The 16,607-nt window shown below is 66.9% G+C and carries 18 protein-coding genes; 6 read left to right on the forward strand and 12 right to left on the reverse strand.

Annotation, left to right across the window (positions count from 1 at the left end):
- From BLQ74_RS01050 to BLQ74_RS01060, 3 genes are all read right to left on the reverse strand, one after another.
- On the reverse strand, nucleotides 1-1,323 hold the full coding sequence (locus tag BLQ74_RS01050; protein ID WP_090259940.1) for an aspartate aminotransferase family protein: 1,323 nt from the start codon (nucleotides 1,321-1,323) through the stop codon (nucleotides 1-3).
- Entirely contained in the window at nucleotides 1,320-2,387 is a 1,068-nt protein-coding gene (locus BLQ74_RS01055; protein ID WP_090259943.1) for a phosphotransferase, read from the reverse strand. The genes BLQ74_RS01050 and BLQ74_RS01055 overlap by 4 nt, the downstream gene beginning before the upstream one ends.
- A 67-nt stretch (nucleotides 2,388-2,454) precedes the next feature.
- Entirely contained in the window at nucleotides 2,455-3,486 is a 1,032-nt protein-coding gene (locus BLQ74_RS01060; protein ID WP_090259946.1) for an ABC transporter substrate-binding protein, read from the reverse strand.
- 302 nt (nucleotides 3,487-3,788) lie between these two features.
- Here BLQ74_RS01060 and BLQ74_RS01065 point away from each other — a divergent pair, with 302 nt between their 5' ends.
- Entirely contained in the window at nucleotides 3,789-4,523 is a 735-nt protein-coding gene (locus BLQ74_RS01065; protein ID WP_090259948.1) for an SDR family NAD(P)-dependent oxidoreductase, read from the forward strand.
- A 73-nt stretch (nucleotides 4,524-4,596) separates the two neighbouring features.
- Nucleotides 4,597-5,283 carry a GntR family transcriptional regulator gene (locus BLQ74_RS01070; RefSeq protein WP_090259950.1) on the forward strand — a complete coding sequence of 229 codons (687 nt, stop codon included), beginning with the start codon at nucleotides 4,597-4,599 and terminating at the stop codon, nucleotides 5,281-5,283.
- A 62-nt stretch (nucleotides 5,284-5,345) separates the two neighbouring features.
- On the opposite strand, the gene BLQ74_RS01075 is transcribed toward BLQ74_RS01070, so the two are convergent.
- The 5 genes from BLQ74_RS01075 to BLQ74_RS01095 all read right to left on the reverse strand — a co-directional run bounded on the left by BLQ74_RS01075 (nucleotide 5,346) and on the right by BLQ74_RS01095 (nucleotide 10,230).
- On the reverse strand, nucleotides 5,346-6,047 hold the full coding sequence (locus BLQ74_RS01075; protein WP_090259951.1) for an ABC transporter ATP-binding protein: 702 nt from the start codon (nucleotides 6,045-6,047) through the stop codon (nucleotides 5,346-5,348).
- A 3-nt stretch (nucleotides 6,048-6,050) separates the two neighbouring features.
- Nucleotides 6,051-6,818 carry a high-affinity branched-chain amino acid ABC transporter ATP-binding protein LivG gene (gene livG, locus BLQ74_RS01080; protein WP_090259952.1) on the reverse strand — a complete coding sequence of 256 codons (768 nt, stop codon included), beginning with the start codon at nucleotides 6,816-6,818 and terminating at the stop codon, nucleotides 6,051-6,053.
- On the reverse strand, nucleotides 6,815-8,071 hold the full coding sequence (locus tag BLQ74_RS01085; protein ID WP_090259954.1) for a high-affinity branched-chain amino acid ABC transporter permease LivM: 1,257 nt from the start codon (nucleotides 8,069-8,071) through the stop codon (nucleotides 6,815-6,817). The genes livG and BLQ74_RS01085 overlap by 4 nt, the downstream gene beginning before the upstream one ends.
- Nucleotides 8,068-8,985 carry a high-affinity branched-chain amino acid ABC transporter permease LivH gene (livH, locus tag BLQ74_RS01090; RefSeq protein ID WP_090259956.1) on the reverse strand — a complete coding sequence of 306 codons (918 nt, stop codon included), beginning with the start codon at nucleotides 8,983-8,985 and terminating at the stop codon, nucleotides 8,068-8,070. The genes BLQ74_RS01085 and livH overlap by 4 nt, the downstream gene beginning before the upstream one ends.
- Nucleotides 8,986-9,108: 123 nt before the next feature.
- The gene (locus BLQ74_RS01095) at nucleotides 9,109-10,230 is read right to left on the reverse strand and encodes a branched-chain amino acid ABC transporter substrate-binding protein (RefSeq protein WP_090259958.1); all 1,122 of its coding nucleotides are present in this window, start codon (nucleotides 10,228-10,230) and stop codon (nucleotides 9,109-9,111) included.
- Between the two features lie 306 nt (nucleotides 10,231-10,536).
- Here BLQ74_RS01095 and BLQ74_RS01100 point away from each other — a divergent pair, with 306 nt between their 5' ends.
- Together BLQ74_RS01100 and BLQ74_RS01105 are read left to right on the forward strand one after the other, a co-directional pair.
- Nucleotides 10,537-10,854 (forward strand): DUF2288 domain-containing protein, encoded by a 318-nt coding sequence (locus tag BLQ74_RS01100; RefSeq protein ID WP_090259960.1) that lies wholly within the window; start codon nucleotides 10,537-10,539, stop codon nucleotides 10,852-10,854.
- Between the two features lie 65 nt (nucleotides 10,855-10,919).
- Nucleotides 10,920-11,276 (forward strand): DUF5064 family protein, encoded by a 357-nt coding sequence (locus BLQ74_RS01105; protein ID WP_090259962.1) that lies wholly within the window; start codon nucleotides 10,920-10,922, stop codon nucleotides 11,274-11,276.
- A gap of 72 nt (nucleotides 11,277-11,348) precedes the next feature.
- On the opposite strand, the gene phnE is transcribed toward BLQ74_RS01105, so the two are convergent.
- From phnE to BLQ74_RS01125, 4 genes are read right to left on the reverse strand one after another with little or no spacing between them, the layout of a single operon-like run.
- Nucleotides 11,349-12,131 (reverse strand): phosphonate ABC transporter, permease protein PhnE, encoded by a 783-nt coding sequence (phnE, locus tag BLQ74_RS01110; RefSeq protein WP_090259964.1) that lies wholly within the window; start codon nucleotides 12,129-12,131, stop codon nucleotides 11,349-11,351.
- A complete protein-coding gene (locus BLQ74_RS01115; RefSeq protein WP_090259966.1) occupies nucleotides 12,128-12,955 on the reverse strand; it encodes a PhnE/PtxC family ABC transporter permease in 828 nt (275 codons plus the stop codon). The genes phnE and BLQ74_RS01115 overlap by 4 nt, the downstream gene beginning before the upstream one ends.
- Nucleotides 12,949-13,755: a phosphonate ABC transporter ATP-binding protein gene (locus tag BLQ74_RS01120; protein WP_090259968.1), complete on the reverse strand. Its 807-nt coding sequence runs from the start codon at nucleotides 13,753-13,755 to the stop codon at nucleotides 12,949-12,951. Before BLQ74_RS01120 ends, BLQ74_RS01115 begins: the two co-directional genes overlap by 7 nt.
- Nucleotides 13,752-14,609, reverse strand: coding sequence for a putative selenate ABC transporter substrate-binding protein (locus BLQ74_RS01125; RefSeq protein WP_090259970.1), 858 nt, complete (start codon nucleotides 14,607-14,609; stop codon nucleotides 13,752-13,754). The genes BLQ74_RS01120 and BLQ74_RS01125 overlap by 4 nt, the downstream gene beginning before the upstream one ends.
- A gap of 160 nt (nucleotides 14,610-14,769) precedes the next feature.
- Here BLQ74_RS01125 and BLQ74_RS01130 point away from each other — a divergent pair, with 160 nt between their 5' ends.
- Nucleotides 14,770-15,660 carry an NAD(P)-dependent oxidoreductase gene (locus BLQ74_RS01130; RefSeq protein ID WP_090259972.1) on the forward strand — a complete coding sequence of 297 codons (891 nt, stop codon included), beginning with the start codon at nucleotides 14,770-14,772 and terminating at the stop codon, nucleotides 15,658-15,660.
- Between the two features lie 11 nt (nucleotides 15,661-15,671).
- The gene (locus tag BLQ74_RS01135; RefSeq protein WP_090259974.1) at nucleotides 15,672-16,469 is read left to right on the forward strand and encodes a hydroxypyruvate isomerase family protein; all 798 of its coding nucleotides are present in this window, start codon (nucleotides 15,672-15,674) and stop codon (nucleotides 16,467-16,469) included.
- Nucleotides 16,470-16,607 lie beyond the last annotated feature (138 nt).

The raw sequence follows: 16,607 nt of genomic DNA on the forward strand, positions 1-16,607 counted from the left end.
TCAGCCGGCCACCTCGCTCAGCGCGCCGTCCAGGCAGTCCAGCAGCAGGTCGGCGTGCTCGCGCTGGAACACCAGCAACGGGCGGATCTTGAGGATGTTCTCCAGCGGGCCGGCGGCGCTGATCAGCACGCCGCGTTCGCGCATGGCGTTGACCACGCGGCGGGTCTGCGCCGCGGCGGGCGCCTTGCTCTGCCTGTCGCTGACCAGCTCGACGCCGAGGAACAGGCCGGCGCCACGCACGTCACCGATCAGTTCATGGCGCTCGGCGAGGCGCTGGAAGCCCTGCAGCAGGTAGGCGCCGATTTCCGCCGAACGCTGCTGCAAGCCCTCGTCGCGAATCACCTCGAGCACCGCCTGGCCGGCGGCGCAGGACACCGGGTTGCCGCCGAAGGTGTTGAAGTAGCGCACGCTGCGGCCAAAGCTTTCGATCACCTCGGCACGCGCCACGACGCCGGCGATCGGCTGGCCATTGCCCATGGGTTTGCCGAGGGTGACGATGTCCGGCTGCACGGCATGGCGCTGGAAACCCCACATGTTGGCGCCGGTGCGGGCGAAGCCGCTCTGCACCTCGTCGGCGATGTACAGCAGGCCTTCGGCGCGGGCCAGCGCCACGGCTTCGGCGAGGAAACCGGCGGGGTCGGGGAAGACCCCGTCGCTGGCGAAGATGCCGTCGAGCAATAGCGCCGCCGGTTTGATGCCGTGGGCGCGCAGGTCGGCGATGGCGGCGCGGACGTCCTCGACGAGGGTCTTGGCGACATGCTCCGCGCCCAGCCGGTAGGCATCCGGCGCACGCACGGTGCGCGCATGGGCGGGCAGGCTGATACCGGCGCCGAGGGACGGCGAGAGTTCGGCGATGTCGCCGGTGACGCCGTGGTAGGCGAAGCGGGTGATGATCACTCCGCTGCCGCCGGTGTAGTGGCGGGCGATGCGCAGGGCCAGGTCATTGGCCTCGCTGCCGGTGCAGGTGAACATGACCCGCTCCAGGCCGGCGGGGAAGGTCGCCAGCAACTGTTCGGCGTAGTCGAGGATGCCTTCCTGCAGGTAGCGCGTGTGGGTGTTGAGGATTGCCGCCTGGCGAGAGATGGCTTCGACCACGCGCGGGTGGCAGTGGCCGACCGAGGCGACGTTGTTGTAGGCGTCCAGGTAGCGCCGGCCCTGCTCGTCATAGAGCCACACGCCCTCGCCGCGCACGGTGTGCAGCGGGCGTTCGTAGAACAGCCGGTAGGCCGGGCCGAGCAGGCGCTCGCGGCGCTCGATCAGGCTGCGTTCCTTGTCGCTCAGGCGTTCGGCGTCGGCCGGGCTGAAACCATTGATCATGCTCATGCGGGGGACTCCTCCTGGCAGGCCGCGGCGATGCGCGCCTGGGCCTCTGAACGGGTCAAGCCGGCCAGCCCCTGCAGGCTGCTCCAGGCTTGGTGGACGTTGCGCAAAATGTAGTCGCGGTTCTCCGGGTGCAGGCTGGCGCGCCAGGCGGTGATGCTCAGGGTCATCACCAGGCGGGTGGCCATGAGGTCGGCGAGGATTTCCTGCTCGGCCGGCTGCAGCGGGTTGCGCCTGTGGTAGGCGGCGATGAATTCCAGGGCCGGGGCCAGGGCGTCGGCGCCGCTGCCCAACTGGTAGGCGGCGGCCACGCCGAGGTCGTTGACCAGCGGCGCCCGCACCATGTCGCCGAAATCGAGGATGTTGCGCAGTTGCTCGGGGTGCTGCGCATCGACGATGACATTGTGCGGGTTGAGGTCGTTGTGGATGACCTGCGCGCGCAGTGTCGGCAGGCGCGGCAGGGCGTGTTCTTCGAAGGCGTCGAGGAAGCGCTCGACCAGGGCGCGTTGCGCCAGGTCGTCGATGTGTTGCAGCAGCGGGCGCAGGCGCGCGGCCTGTTGCATGTCCCAGAGCAGCGCGTGTCCCGAGGCGGGATGCTCGAAGCCTTGCAGGGCGCGGTCGAGGCGCGCCAGGGCGTCGCCAAGATTGCGCCGCAGCGCCGGGCTGCGCTCGCCGACGCGGTGCAGCGGCAGGCCATCGACGAAGGAGAACAGCCGCGCCAGCATGCGCTGGCCATCCACCTCGACCCAGACCTGGTAGCTGCCGTCGGCGGCGGGGTAGACACGCTGTACCGGTAGGCTCGGGTCGGCGCGCTGGACGCGCAGCAGGGCCTGGTTCTGGAAGTCCACCACCTGCGGGTCTTCCAGCGGGTGGGATAGCTTCAGCAGGCGACTGCCACCGTCGGCCGCGCCGATCTGGAAGTTCAGGTCGCGTTCGCCGGCCAGGCGCTGGATCGCGCCGTGCAGGCCGAAGCATTCGCTGGCGATGGCGCCGGCCTGTTCCGGGGAGACCTGGGCGGGCGCGGCCTGCAGCAGGTGGTCGTGGACGGGCATGGTATTCAGGGGCACTGCGCAAACTCCATCGTTCTCTCTCGGGGGCGGCCCGCCCGACGCCGGTCGGACGGGCCGTGCCGGGCTACTTGCTGGCCCAGGCGTTGAAGCGTTGTTCCAGTTCCTCGCCGTGGTCGATCCAGAACTCCGTATCCGTGGCCCGCGCGTGCTCAAGGTTTTGCGGCGCGGTGGGAAGCTTGGCACGAATGGCCGGATCGATCAGGTCGATGGTGTGCTTGTTGGTCGGGCCATAGGGAATCGCCTCGGCGAATACCTTCTGCCGTTCCGGGCTGTTCGCCAGGGCGATGAACTGCTCGGCCAGGGCCTTGTGCTTGCTGCCTTTGACGATGGCCCAATGGTCCAGATCGTACAGGCTGCCGTTCCACTGCATGACGAACGGCCGGCCTTCCTTCTGCGCGGTGGTGACCCGGCCGTTATACGCCGAGGTCATGACCACGTCGCCGGCGGCCAGCCATTGCAGCGGCTGCGCGCCGGCTTCCCACCACTGGATGTAGGGCTTGATCTGATCGAGCTTGCGGAAGGCCTGGTCGACGCCTTCCGAGGTGCCGAGCACCTTGTACAGGTCTTCCTGCTTGACGCCGTCGGCGAGCAGGGCGAACTCCAGGGTGAACTTGGCACCGCGGCGCAGGCCGCGCTTGCCGGGGAATTTCTTCAGGTCCCAGAAATCCGCCCAGTTGGCCGGGCCCTGGGCGAACTTGCTGGAATCGTAGGTGAGCACTGTGGACCAGATGAAGATGCCGGCGCCGCAGTCGCTCACGGCGGCGTCGAGGAAGTCCTCGCGCTTGCCCAGCTTCGACCAGTCCAGTTGCTCGAACAGGCCTTCGCTGCAGCCGCGGATCAACTCCGGCGACTCGACCTCGACCACGTCCCAACTGACCGCGCCGGTGTCGGCCATGACCTTGATCTTGGCCATCTCGCCGTTGTACTCGGTGGCTTCGATATCGGCGTTGTATTGCGTGCTGAAGGGTTTGTAGAAGGCCTTTTCCTGGGCCAGCTTGTTGTCTCCACCGAACGAGACCACGGCGAGCTTTTCGGCGGCTTGCAACTGGGCGGCGGCGCCGGCCAGCAAAATCAGTGCTGCGACTTTCTTGAACATGCGGTTGCTCCTGGTGGGGCCGATCCGGCCCCGAATGAGTGGGGCAGCTTCAAGAGGGGAGAGCGGCGGTTCGCGCTGGGCAACCGTCACCTCCTCCGGTCGATCACGCTGGCGGGCCGGGTGTTCGCGGCGAGTGGCCCGTGGGAGTGAGCGGGTGCATCTGCTGAGTCCTCCGTTTTCTTGTTGTTGTGACGGCGCAGGCATTAAAGCACCTTTAAAAACATGATGCATCATGTTTTGTTTTGAGCCATCATCCCTCCCAGCTACTCTTCAGTGCCACCCTCGAAAGGACGGAATCGATCATGAACGAGCCCAAGACCCTGCTGCTCACCGGTGCCAGCCGAGGCATCGGCCATGCCACCGTGAAGCACTTCAACGCCGCCGGCTGGCGCGTCTTCACCGCGTCGCGCCACGACTGGGTCGCCGAGTGCCCCTGGGCCGAGGGCCTGCTCAATCACATCCACCTCGATCTGGAGGACATCGACAGCGTCGAGCGCAATCTGCCGCTGATCCGCGAGAAACTCGGCGGCAAGCTGCACGCGCTGGTGAACAACGCCGGGATTTCGCCGAAGGGGCCGGAAGGCCAGCGTATGGGCGTCCTGGAAAGCGACTACGCGACCTGGCTGAAGGTGTTCAACGTCAATCTGTTCTCCACCGCGCTGCTCGCCCGCGGCCTGTTCGACGAGCTGAAGGCGGCGCAGGGAACCATCATCAACGTCACCTCCATCGCCGGCTCGCGCGTGCATCCCTTCGCCGGGGTCGCCTATGCCTCGTCCAAGGCCGCGCTGGCCGCGCTGACCCGCGAGATGGCCTATGACTTCGGCCGCCACGGCGTGCGCGTCAACGCCATCGCGCCGGGGGAGATCGATACCTCGATCCTCTCCTCGGGCACCGAGCTGATCGTCGAGCGCGACATCCCCATGCACCGCCTGGGCAAGCCGGAGGAGGTCGCTTCGCTGATCCACTTCCTCTGCACCAGCGGCGCGTCCTACGTGAACGGCGCGGAAATCCACGTCAACGGCGGCCAGCACGTGTGACGCGCAGGCTGGCAATAGTCCTCGGCAATGCCCATCATTCGCCGAGTGTCGCCCGAACCCTGACGAGAAGCGCATGAACTATCCGATCGAAGGCCTCAATCACGCCTACCTGGGCAGCAGTGTCTACGCCCTGCTGCGCGAGGCGTTGATCACCGGCCGCTTCCAGCCCGACGACAAGTTGCGCATCCGTGACCTGGCGCAGCAGTTGGGCACCAGCGTGACCCCGGTGCGCGACGCCATCCTGCAATTGGCCAAGGAGCAGGCCCTGGTGCTGAAGACGCCCAAGGACATCCGCGTGCCGGTGCTGACGCGCGAGCAGTACCTGGAAATCCGCAGCATTCGCCTGGCGCTGGAAGGCCTGGCCGCGGAAACCGCGGCGTCGCTGGTCAGCGCCGAGCAGTTGCAGGCGCTGGAGGCGAACATCCGCGACAACCTCGATGCGATCCATCGCGACGATCTGGTCGAGGCGCTCAAGCTCAACCAGGGCTTCCATTTCGCCCTCGCCGAGATCGCCGGGATGCCCCTGCTGCGCGGCTTCCTCGATAGCCTGTGGATGCGCACCGGGCCACTGATCGCGCGGGCCTACGGCAGCTTCAACGAGCGCATGGCCATCGAGCACCACTGGGAAGTGCTGCGCGCTCTGCAGCAGGGCGACGGCGCGGCAGCGCGCCAGGCGATCTGCACCGATATCCTCGACGGCAACGAGAAGATGCTCGAATTCATCGCCCTGGGCGAACAGGCCCAGGCGCAGGCGGGGTGAGTCAATCACGGTCATGAAAAACGGCCCCGCAGGGCCGTTTTCTTTTTCCATCGCCGCGGGACTCAACCGCCCAGGTAGGCGTCGCGTACCTTGGGGTTGACCAGCAGGTTGGCACCGCTGTCCTGCATGACGATGCGGCCGTTCTCCAGCACGTAGCCGCGGTCGGCGAGCTTGAGCGCCTGGTTGGCGTTCTGCTCGACGAGGAACACGGTCACGCCTTCGGCGCGCAGTTGCTCGATGATGTCGAAGATCTGCTGGATGATGATCGGCGCCAGGCCCAGCGACGGCTCGTCGAGCAGCAGCAGCTTGGGCTTGCTCATCAGCGCGCGACCGATGGCGAGCATCTGCTGCTCGCCGCCGGACATGGTGCCGCCGCGCTGGTTGAAGCGCTCCTTCAGGCGCGGGAAGAGTCCGAGGACGCGCTCCATCTGCTCCTGGTACTCGCCCTTGCTGGTGAAGAAGCCGCCCATGGCGAGGTTTTCCTCTACGGTCAGGCGGGCGAACACCCGGCGGCCTTCCGGCACCACCGCGATGCTCTTGCGCATGATGTGCGAGGAATCCTGGCCGACCAGTTCCTCGCCGAGGTACTTGATGCTGCCGGAGGACGCCTGCGGCGAGCCGCAGAGGGTCATCAGCAGGGTCGACTTGCCGGCGCCGTTGGCGCCGATCAGGGTGACGATTTCGCCTTGCCGGACTTCCAGGCTGATGTCGTGCAGCGCCTGGATCTTGCCGTAGAAGGTAGAGACCTTGTCGAACGTCAGCATGGCTCAGGCCTCCCCCAGATAGGCTTTGATCACGTCCGGGTTGTCGCGGATCTGTTCCGGCGTCCCGTTGGCCAGGGGGGTGCCCTGGTTGATCACGTAGATGTGGTCGGAAATGCTCATCACCAGCTTCATGTCGTGCTCGATGAGCAGCACGGTGACGCCGTGTTCGGCGCGCAGCATGGCGATCAGCGCCTTGAGGTCTTCGGTCTCGCGCGGGTTGAGGCCGGCCGCCGGTTCGTCGAGCATCAGCAGTTGCGGGCGAGTCATCATGCAGCGGGCGATTTCCAGGCGGCGCTGCTGACCGTAGGCGAGGGTGCCGGCCGAGCGGTTGGCGACTTCCTTGAGGTTGACCACTTCCAGCCAGTGCGCCGCGTAGTCCAGCGCTTCCGCCTCGGCGCGGCGGAACGCCGGGGTCTTCAGCAGGCCGGCGAGGAAGTTGGTGTTGAGGTGCCGGTGCTGGGCCACCAGCAAGTTCTCCACCGCGGTCATTTCCTTGAACAGGCGGACGTTCTGGAAGGTCCGCACCACGCCGCGCCGGGCGATCTTGTGCCCGGGCAGGCCGTGGATCGGCTCGCCGCGCAGGAGGATCTCGCCGCCGGTGGGCTGGTAGAAGCCGGTCAGGCAGTTGAACACGGTGGTCTTGCCGGCGCCGTTCGGGCCGATCATCGAGACCACCTGTTTTTCTTCCACGCTCAGGCTCACCCCGTTGACGGCCAGCAGGCCGCCGAAGCGCATGGTCAAGCCGCGTACATCGAGGATCGGTCGGCTCATTTGCGCAACTCCAGGTGCGGACGCTGCATGGGCAGCAGGCCCTGCGGACGCCAGATCATCATCAGCACCATGATGGCGCCGAACATCAACATGCGGTATTCGCTGAAGCTGCGCATCAGCTCGGGGAGCAGGATCATCACCACGGCGGCGAGGATCACGCCCAACTGCGAGCCCATGCCGCCCAGCACCACGATGGCGAGGATGGTGGCCGACTCGATGAAGGTGAACGACTCTGGCGTCACCAGGCCCTGGCGCGCGGCGAAGAAGCTACCGGCCAGGCCTGCGAAGCAGGCGCCGAGGGTGAAGGCCGAGAGCTTGATCATCGTCGGGTTGAGGCCCAGCGCGCGGCAGGCGATCTCGTCTTCGCGCAGGGCTTCCCAGGCGCGGCCCAGGGGCATGCGCAGCAGGCGGTTGATGACGAACAGCACCAGCAGCACCAGCAGCACCGCGACCAGGTAGAGGAACACGACCTTGTAGTTGGAGTTGTAATCGATGCCGAAGAACTCGTGGAAGGTCTGCATGCCCTCGGGGGCGCGGCGCTCGAAGGTCAGGCCGAGCAGGGTCGGCTTTTCGATGTTGCTGATGCCATTGGGCCCGCCGGTCAGGCCGGTGAGGTTGCGCAACAGGACGCGGATGATCTCGCCGAAGCCCAGGGTCACGATCGCCAGGTAGTCGCCGCGCAGGCGCAGCACCGGGAAACCGAGGAGGAAGCCGAACAGCGCGGCCATGCCGCCGGCGATCGGCAGGCAGGTCCAGAAGCCCAGGCCGTAGTAGTGCGAGAGCATCGCGTAGCTGTAGGCGCCGACGGCGTAGAAGCCGACATAGCCGAGGTCGAGCAGGCCGGCGAGGCCGACCACGATGTTCAGGCCGAGACCGAGCAGCACGTAGATCAGCACCAGGGTGGCGATATCCACCGCGCCACGCGAGCCCCAGAAGGGCCAGGCGAGGGCGATCAGGATCATCACGATGATCACCCGGCGTTGCACCGAGGGCAGGGTCAGGGCACGGAACAGCACGTTCTCGCCGCCCGGCAGCAGCCCGGCGATGCCGGCGCCGAGGTTGACGCGGTCACGCACCAGTTGCCAGACGAACATGGCCACGGCGCACGCGGCGATGGTCCACAGAGTGGTCGGGCTGACGCCTTCGAGCTGCAGGCCGATGCCGATCACGCTGAGCTTCACGCCCAGCACGGGGTAGGCCACTGCCAGCACCAGCAGGGCGCTGAAGAAAGCCGTTCTGAGTTTCTTGCTCATACCTTTTCCACCTCCGGACGACCGAGGATGCCGGTGGGACGGAACAGCAGCACCAGGACCAGCAGGCTGAAGGCCACCACGTCCTTGTACTGGTCACCGAACACGTCGGCGCCGAAGGCCTCGGCCACGCCGAGCACCAGGCCGCCGAGCATGGCGCCCGGAATGCTGCCGATACCGCCGAGCACGGCGGCGGTGAACGCCTTGATGCCGGCGAGGAAGCCGATCTGCGGGTTGATCACGCCGTACTGCATGCCCAGCAGCACCGCGGCCACGGCGGCCAGGGTGGCGCCGATGACGAAGGTCAGGGCGATGATGTTGTTGGTGTTGATGCCCAGCAGGTTGGCCATCTTGATGTCCTCGGCGCAGGCGCGGCAGGCGCGGCCCAGGCGGGAACGGGAGATGAACAGGCTGAGGCCGTACATGGTCAGCAGGGTGATGATGAAGATCAGCACCTGCATGTAGGACACGGTCACGCCGGCATCGCCGCCGAAGACGAAGTTGCCTGGCAGCAGGTTGGGGATCGCCTTGTCCTTGGAGTCCTGGGCGAGCAGGACTTCGTTCTGCAGGAAGATCGACATGCCGATGGCCGAGATCAACGGGATCAGCCGGTTGCTGCCGCGCAGCGGCCGGTAGGCGATCCGTTCGATGCCGTAGCCGTAGGCGCTGGTGACGATGATGCTGGCCGCGAACGTGCAGACGATGACGATCGGCAGACTGACGATCCCCATCATTGCCAGGCCGGTGATCACGATGAAGGCTACGTACGAGCCGATCATGTAGACCTCGCCATGGGCGAAGTTGATCATGCCGATGATGCCGTAGACCATGGTGTAGCCGATGGCGATCAGGGCATAGGTGCTGCCAACGGTGAGTCCGTTGATCAGCTGTTGCAGGTAGTGATAGAGCTCAGGCATTACCTAACTCCTCGGGCGTCGCGTGAAGCGGCGCTTGTGGCGCGACGGACCCCCGGACGGAATACACGGAATAAACAAAGCCCACTGCGCGTGCAGTGGGCTCTGGTTTAAAGGCGGCCGACCTTATTTGACTTCGGTCTTGGTGCCGTCCTTGTGCCACTGGTAGACCACGAAGTTGAAGTTCTTCAGGTCGCCCTTGGCGTCGAAGCCAAGGCTGCCGGTGGGGGTGTCGAAGGTATTGGCGCGCAGCGCGGCGGCGACCTTGTCGGTCTCTTCGCTGCCGGCTTTCTTGATGCCTTCGGCGATGACCTGCACGGCGGCGTAGGCCGGGAACACGAACGGACCGCTCGGGTCCTGGTTCTTGGCCTTGAAGGCGGCGACCAGGGCCTGGTTCTTCGGATCCTGGTCGAAGGACTTCGGCAGGGTCACGTAGAGGCCTTCGGAAGCCGGGCCGGCGATGGCGGAGATTTCCTTGTTGCCGACGCCTTCCGGGCCCATGAAGCCGACCTTCAGGCCTTTCTCGGAAGTCTGCCGCAGCAGCAGACCGAGTTCCGGGTGGTAGCCGCCGTAGTAGACGAAGTCGACGTTGGCTTGCTTGAGCTTGGCGATCAGCGAGGAGAAGTCCTTGTCGCCGGCGTTGATGCCTTCGAACAGGGCGACCTTGATGCCGGCGTCTTCCAGGGTCTTCTTCACCGCGGTGGCGATGCCTTCGCCGTACTGCTGCTTGTCGTGGATGACCGCGACGACCTTGGGCTTGACGTGCTCGGCGATGAACTTGCCGGCGGTCGGGCCCTGCATGTTGTCCAGGCCGATGGTGCGGAACACCAGCTTGTAGCCGCGGTTGGTGATGTCCGGGCTGGTGGAGGCGGGGGAGATCATCAGGACGCCTTCGTCCTCATAGATGTCCGAAGCCGGTTGAGTGGAGCTGGAGCAGAGGTGGCCAACCACGAACTTGACGCCGTCGTTGACGATCTTGTTGGCCACGGCGACGGCTTGCTTGGGATCGCAGGCGTCGTCGTAGACCACGCCTTCAAGCTGCTTGCCGTCCACACCGCCAGCCTTGTTGATCTGCTCGATGGCCATCTTGGCGCCGACGAACTCCATCTCCCCGTACTGGGCGACCGCGCCGGTCACCGGACCGGCCAGGGCGATCTTGATGGTATCGGCGGCCATCGAATAGCTGGCGACGCCGGCCAGAGCCATGGCGGTCAACAGTTGGGAAAGACGTTGAGTACCCTTTTTCATAATGCTCCACTCTTCTTGTGTTTTCGTTTTGTGGCCTTGGCAGCCATGGGCTGCGAGACCGAGTAAGGCCCGGGCAACCCCAGGGGCAACTGTACCGGTACAGTGTAGAGTGCCGCTTCGTCGCTTGAAAAGCGGGCCGCGGCGGGGCGCTTCGAGGCATGTCGCAAAGTCGTAACAAACGTACAGAAAAACGGCGCTCTGCCACCATCCTCCTTTGGTCCGCGCCGACGGGATGGAACCGCCTGGGAACTTGCCTGGCGCCGCCCCGGCGTTATCATGGCGCCGCCCGATTTCCCGGTAAGAACCATGACTGAAAAAACTAGCACCCTGTATGCCAAGTTGCTCGGCGAAACCGCAATGATTTCCTGGCAGGAGCTGCAGCCGTTCTTCGCCCGTGGCGCCCTGCTGCAGGTGGCCGCCGGCCTCGACCTGGTGGAAGCGGCACAAGCCGTGGCCGAGGACGATCACGAGAAAGTCGCGCGCTGGCTCGGCAATGGCGAACTGGCCAAGGTCGACGAAGCCCGCGCGGAAGATTTCCTGGCCCGCGATCCGCAACTCTGGGCGGTGGTGGTGGCACCCTGGGTGCTGGTTCAGGAACGCTCTGAAAAAAAGCTGCTGCACTGATCCGAGGCGGCTCTCATTGCCCGAAGCCGAGCTAGACTCAGCGGATCAACGGAAGGAGGTAAGTCATGTTCGAACCCGGCCATATGCAACTCCGTGCCCTCCCGGGGCTGGACCAGCAGGCGGTAGAAATCAACCTGCGCTATGAGGTCCGCCACGATGCCGAGAAGGGCACCTATGTCCATTTCAGCATGGATGGCACTATCGACGGGAACGCCTTCAAGGAGGAGTTCGACATGCCCAAGGACCAGGCCTTCAACTTCGCCAGCGACGCCACCCGCATCGCCCAGAAGCATGGCCTGCACCCGCGTTTCGGTCCTATCGTGCGTATCCACAAGGAGTACGACGCGATGTTCGAGGACATCCGCGCCAAGTTGGGCACCCACCCCGGCGACCCGGTCGATCTGGACAAGATGGTCCCCTGATCGCAGCGCTCCACCCATGCAAAAGCCCGGCGGAATGCCGGGCTTTTGCATGGTGCGCGGAGCGCCTGGGCGTCAGGCGCTGACCCAGCGCTGGCGTGCCCAGGCGCTCAGGCTGTCGACCGCCAGCACCAGCACCAGCATGGCGATGATCACCGTGGCCGCCTGGGCCTGCTGGAACAGGCTGAGGCTGAAGTAGAGCATCTGTCCCAGGCCGCCGGCGCCGACGAAGCCGAGCACGCTGGCCATGCGGATATTGTTTTCCCAGCGATACAGGACATAGGCCACCAGTTGTGGCCAGACCGCCGGCAGGGTGCCGTAGCTGAACGCCGCCAGCCGTCCACTGCCGGCCAGACGCAGGGCGTCGGCGGGCTCGCCGGGAGTATTTTCCAGGGCTTCGGCGAACAGCCGGCCGAGCACGCCGCTGGTGTGCAGGGCCAGGGCCAGGGTGCCGGCGTTCGGTCCGAGTCCGGCGGCCAGCACCATGAGCGCGCCCCAGACCAGCTCCGGCACGGCGCGCAAGGCATTGAGCAGGAGCCGCGCCAGGCTTTGCGCCAGGCCGCCGAAACGCCCGGCGGCGGGCAGCGCGAAGAGCAGCCCGAGCAGCGCCGCCAGCAGGGTGCCCAACGCCGACATGGCCAGGGTTTCCAGGGCGCCGCGCGCCACCGCCTGGAGGTGCGTGACGGAATGGTCGGGCGGGAAGAAGTCGCGCGCATAGCCGAGCATCTGCCCCAGGCCGGCGCCGCTGAACAGGCCCGTGCCATCCACGCGCAGGTAGACGAAGGACGCCAGCACCGCGGCGAGGACCAGCAACGTCCAGCCGAGCGCGCGCAACAGAGTGGCTCGCGCCTGGTTCATTCCAGCCTCCGCCGCAGCAGGCGGCTGAGCTGGTCGGCAACCAGCACCAGCAACAGGAAGGTCAGCAGAATGCTGGATACCTCGCCACCGGCGAACATGCGCAGCGACAGGTCGATCTGCTGGCCGAGCCCGCCGGCGCCGACGAAGCCCATCACTACCGAGGCGCGGATCGCGCATTCCCAGCGGTAGACGGTGTAGGAGATCAGTTCGGCGGCGGCCGCCGGCAGCAGGCCGTAGGCGAAGGCACCCAAGCGTGAGCCGCCCGCCAGCAACAGGGCGCGGGTCGGGCGGTTATCCACCGACTCGAAGATTTCCGCATAGACCTTGCCGAGCATGCCGCCGTAGGTGATGGCGATGGCCATGACCCCGGCCGTGGGGCCCAGGCCCACGGCACGCACGAAGAGCAGCGCCCAGACGATTTCCGGGATGCTGCGCAGGGCGATCAGCAGGCCGCGCACCGGCCAGCGCAGGGCGCGTGCCCACCAGACCGGCAAGCCGCCGCGAGGCAGCGCGGAAAGGGACAGCGCGCGGGTCGCCAGCAGCGCCGAGGGGACGGCGATCAGCCAGGCCAGGGCCATGCCGGCGGTGGCGATCGCCAGGGTTTCCAGGGTCGCGCGGCCGAGCAGGGCGAGGAACTCGGCATCGTGGGCCGGCGGCCAGAAGCCGCCAAGGAAGCTGCCCATGGTCTGGGCATTGGCGCTGTTGAACAGGCTGGAGAGGTCCAGTTCGCTGAGGCGCAGCCCGGGCCACAGCAACGCCAGCGCCAGCAGGGTCAGCAACAGGCGGGGCAGGGCCGCGGGATCGCGCAGGGACGCTTTCAGCATCGCGGTATCTGCACCAGATGCTGCGGGCTCGGCGCGCTGCCGACGCTTGCGGGGAGCAGTTGTTCGTTGGCGTAGAGCGCCTGCAAGTCCTCCGGGCTGACCTCGCTGGCGCGGCGGTCGAAGGCGACGCGCCCGTCACGGATGCCGATGATCCGCGGGAAGTGGGACAGCGCCAGGTCCACCGCATGCAGGCTGGCCAGCAGGGTGACGCCGCGCGCCTCGGCTTCGCGGCCGAGCACGTCGAGGGTATGGCTGGCGAGGACCGGGTCCATCGCCGATACCGGCTCGTCGGCGAGGATCAGCTCGGCGCGTTGATAGAGCGCACGGGCGATGCCGACGCGCTGCAACTGGCCGCCGGAAAGGCGATCGCAGCGCTCGAAGAGTTTGTCCGCCAGGTCCAGGCGGCGCAGGGCATCGGCGGCGCCAGCGCAGTCCAGGGGGTAGGCCAGGCTGGCCAGGCTCTTCCACAGCGGCCACTGCCCGAGGCGTCCCGCCAGCACGGCGTTGACCACCCGCTGCCGGGGCGGCAGCGGTGGGTTCTGATGGATCAGCGCGATGCGCGCGCGCAGGCGCTGCCGGGCCGCCGCGCCGATGGCCCAGGGCTGTTCGCCGAATACCCGGTAGTCACCGGCGGCAGGTTTGAGCGCGGTGGCCAGCAGGCGCAGCAAGGTGGTCTTGCCGGCGCCCGAAGGGCCGATGATCGCCAGTCGCTCACCGGCTTCCACCTGCAGATCGATGGCGCTGAGCGCCGGCTGGCCATTCGCCTGCACCAGGCCGACGCCCGACAACCGCAGCATCACTTCAGCAGGCCGGCCGAGCGAGCGGCTTCCTCGATGCCCTTGTAGTTCTCCGGCTTGGTCTCGATGAAGCGGCTGGCGGCCTGCAGATCGAGGATCTCCTTGTCGCGCGGCTTGCTTGGGTCGAGGGCGAGGAAGGCTTTCTTGATCTTCTCCGCCAGCGCCGGGTCGAGGTTGCCGCGCACCGTCCAGTTGTAGTCGTAGTAGCTGGGCGTGGTGGCGAAGACCTTGACCTTGTTGGTGTCGACCTTGCCGGCATCGACCAGCTTCTGCCACACCGAGGCGTTGAGCACGCCAGCGTCGACCTTGCCGGCCTGGACCCAGGCCACGGTGGCGTCATGGGCGCCGGAGTAGGCCACGCGGGAGAAGAACTGTTCGGGAACGATGCCGTCCTTCTGCATGAAGTAGCGCGGCATCAGGCTGCCCGAGGTGGAGGACACCGAGCCGAAGGCGAAGGTCTTGCCCTTGAGGTCCTGCAGGGACTTCACATTGGCGTCGGCGGTGATGAATTTGCTGGTGAACTGCTGGTCCTGCTCGCGCTGCACCAGGGGAATGGCGTTGCCGGTCTTCAGGCGCGCCTGGACGAAGGTGAAGCCGCCCAGCCAGGCCATGTCGAGGCGGTCGGAGGCAAGCGCCTCGACGACCCCGGCGTAGTCGGAAACCGGGATGAACTTCACCGGCATGCCCAGTTGTTCCTGCAAATACTCGCCCAGCGGTTTGAACTTGCGTTGCAGTTCGGTCGGGGCTTCGTCGGGGATCGCCGAGACCTTCAGTTCTTTCAACGCCTCGGCGTGACCGATGACAGCGGACAGGGACAGGGCGATACCGGCGGCGAGCGCCAGGGTGCGTTTCAACATGGGAGAGTTCTCCGGTTCAATGGCGGAAAAAACCGCCGGAGTATAGTGGCGGGGCGGGTCGAGCGACAGCCCGGCCGCGCATGCATCGACTCGGCGCGTCGGCGCGCGGCGGTTAAGATGGGCGCCCCGTGCCCCCGTCTCTCGATCACAGGAGTTGTTCATGTCCAGCGCACAGCCTTCCCTGGCCTTCGCCGGTCTCGGCCTGATGGGCGTTCCCATGTCGCAGCGGCTGCTCGCCGCCGGTTATCCGCTGACGGTCTGGAATCGCTCGCCGGGCAAGTGCGATCGCCTGGCCGCGCAGGGCGCGCGCGCGGTGTCGACACCCGCCGAGCTGTGCGGCGATGCCGAACTGGTGATGCTCTGCCTGGCCGATACCGCCGCCGTGCGGGAAGTGGTCTTCGGCCCCGGCGGTATCGTCGAGGGTGCGCGCCCTGGGCAGTTGCTGGTGGATTTTTCCAGTCTGGAGCCGGCCGCCACCCGCGAGATGGCCGCCGAGCTGGAAGCGCGTAGCGGCATGCGCTGGATCGATGCGCCGGTCTCCGGTGGCACGCCGGGCGCCGAGGCGGGCAGCCTGGCGATCATGGCCGGTGGCCGCGAGGCGGACATCGAGCGGGTGCGCCCGGTGCTGGCCCATCTCGGCCAGCGGCTGACGCGCATGGGCGAGGTCGGCGCCGGGCAGGTGACCAAGGTGTGCAATCAGATGATCGTCGCCTGCAACGCCCTGGTGATCGCCGAAGTGGTGGCCCTGGCGGAAAGCGCCGGGGTCGATGCCAGCCTGATCGCCCCGGCCCTGGCCGGCGGCTTCGCCGATTCCAGGCCGTTGCAGATTCTCGCGCCACAAATGGCCGAGAGCCGCTTCGAGCCGGTGAAGTGGCATGTGCGCACCCTGCTCAAGGACCTGGATACCGCGGTGAAGCTGTCCCGCGAGCAAGCCTCGGCCACGCCCATGAGCGGGCTGGCCGCGCAACTGATGCGCCTGCACGGCAGCCAGGGCAACCTGGAGCGTGACCCGGCGACCCTGGTCGAACAGTACCGCCAGGCGAAATCCTGAGGAGCCCCGCCATGCCGATCTGCGCCAACCTGTCCTTGCTGTTCACCGAGCTGCCTTTGCTGGAGCGCGTGCGTGCCGCCGCCGACGCCGGGTTCGATGGCGTCGAGATTCAGTTTCCCTACGAAGTGCCGGCCGTCGAGCTGAAGGCCGCGCTGGATCGCGCCGGCCTGCCGCTGGTGCTGATCAACCTGCCGGCCGGCGACCTGATGCAGGGCGGTGCCGGCCTGGCCGGCGTGCCCGGGCGCGAAGCCGAGTTCGCCGCCGCGCTGGAGCAGGCCCTGGCCTATGCCGCCGTGGTGGCGCCGCAGAAGGTCAACGTCCTGGCCGGGCGCGCGAGCGAGGGGGTGACCCGCGAGCAGGCCTTGGCGGTGCTGGCCGACAACCTGCGCCTGGCCGCCGAGGCGTTCGCCGCGACGGGGGGCGGTGTGCTGATGGAGGCGATCAATCTGCACGACATGCCGGGCTTCCTGCTCAATACGCCGGCGCACTTGCTGGAGATGCTGGCGCGGGTCGGCCATCGCAACCTCGCCGCCCAGCTCGACTTCTATCACATGGCGCGCATGGGGCTGGCGCTGGAACCCTGCGTGCGGCAACTGGCCGGGCATATCGGCCATGTGCAGTTCGCCGACGTGCCGGGGCGCGGCGAGCCGGGGAGCGGTCAACTGGACTTCCTTCCGGCCCTGCGCGCCTTGCGTGAGGAGGGCTATTCGGGCTGGCTCGGGGCGGAATACCGACCGGCCGCCAAGGCAACGGCGAGCCTGGACTGGCTGCCGCGCTGGCGCCAGGGACTGCGCGAATCCTGGCGCTGACGGCGCCACGCCGCACCGGGGTGAAATAAATGTGCGCAACTGTAGCGAATTTGACGCTTTTTTGATTTGCCTGCCGGTACAGTCTTGCCGCCCGTCGTGGCGGCGGGTCCTTCCGTTTTCATTGCCGCTTTTCAGAGC

It is taken from the genome of Pseudomonas panipatensis, assembly GCF_900099785.1.
Taxonomy (GTDB): domain Bacteria; phylum Pseudomonadota; class Gammaproteobacteria; order Pseudomonadales; family Pseudomonadaceae; genus Pseudomonas; species Pseudomonas panipatensis.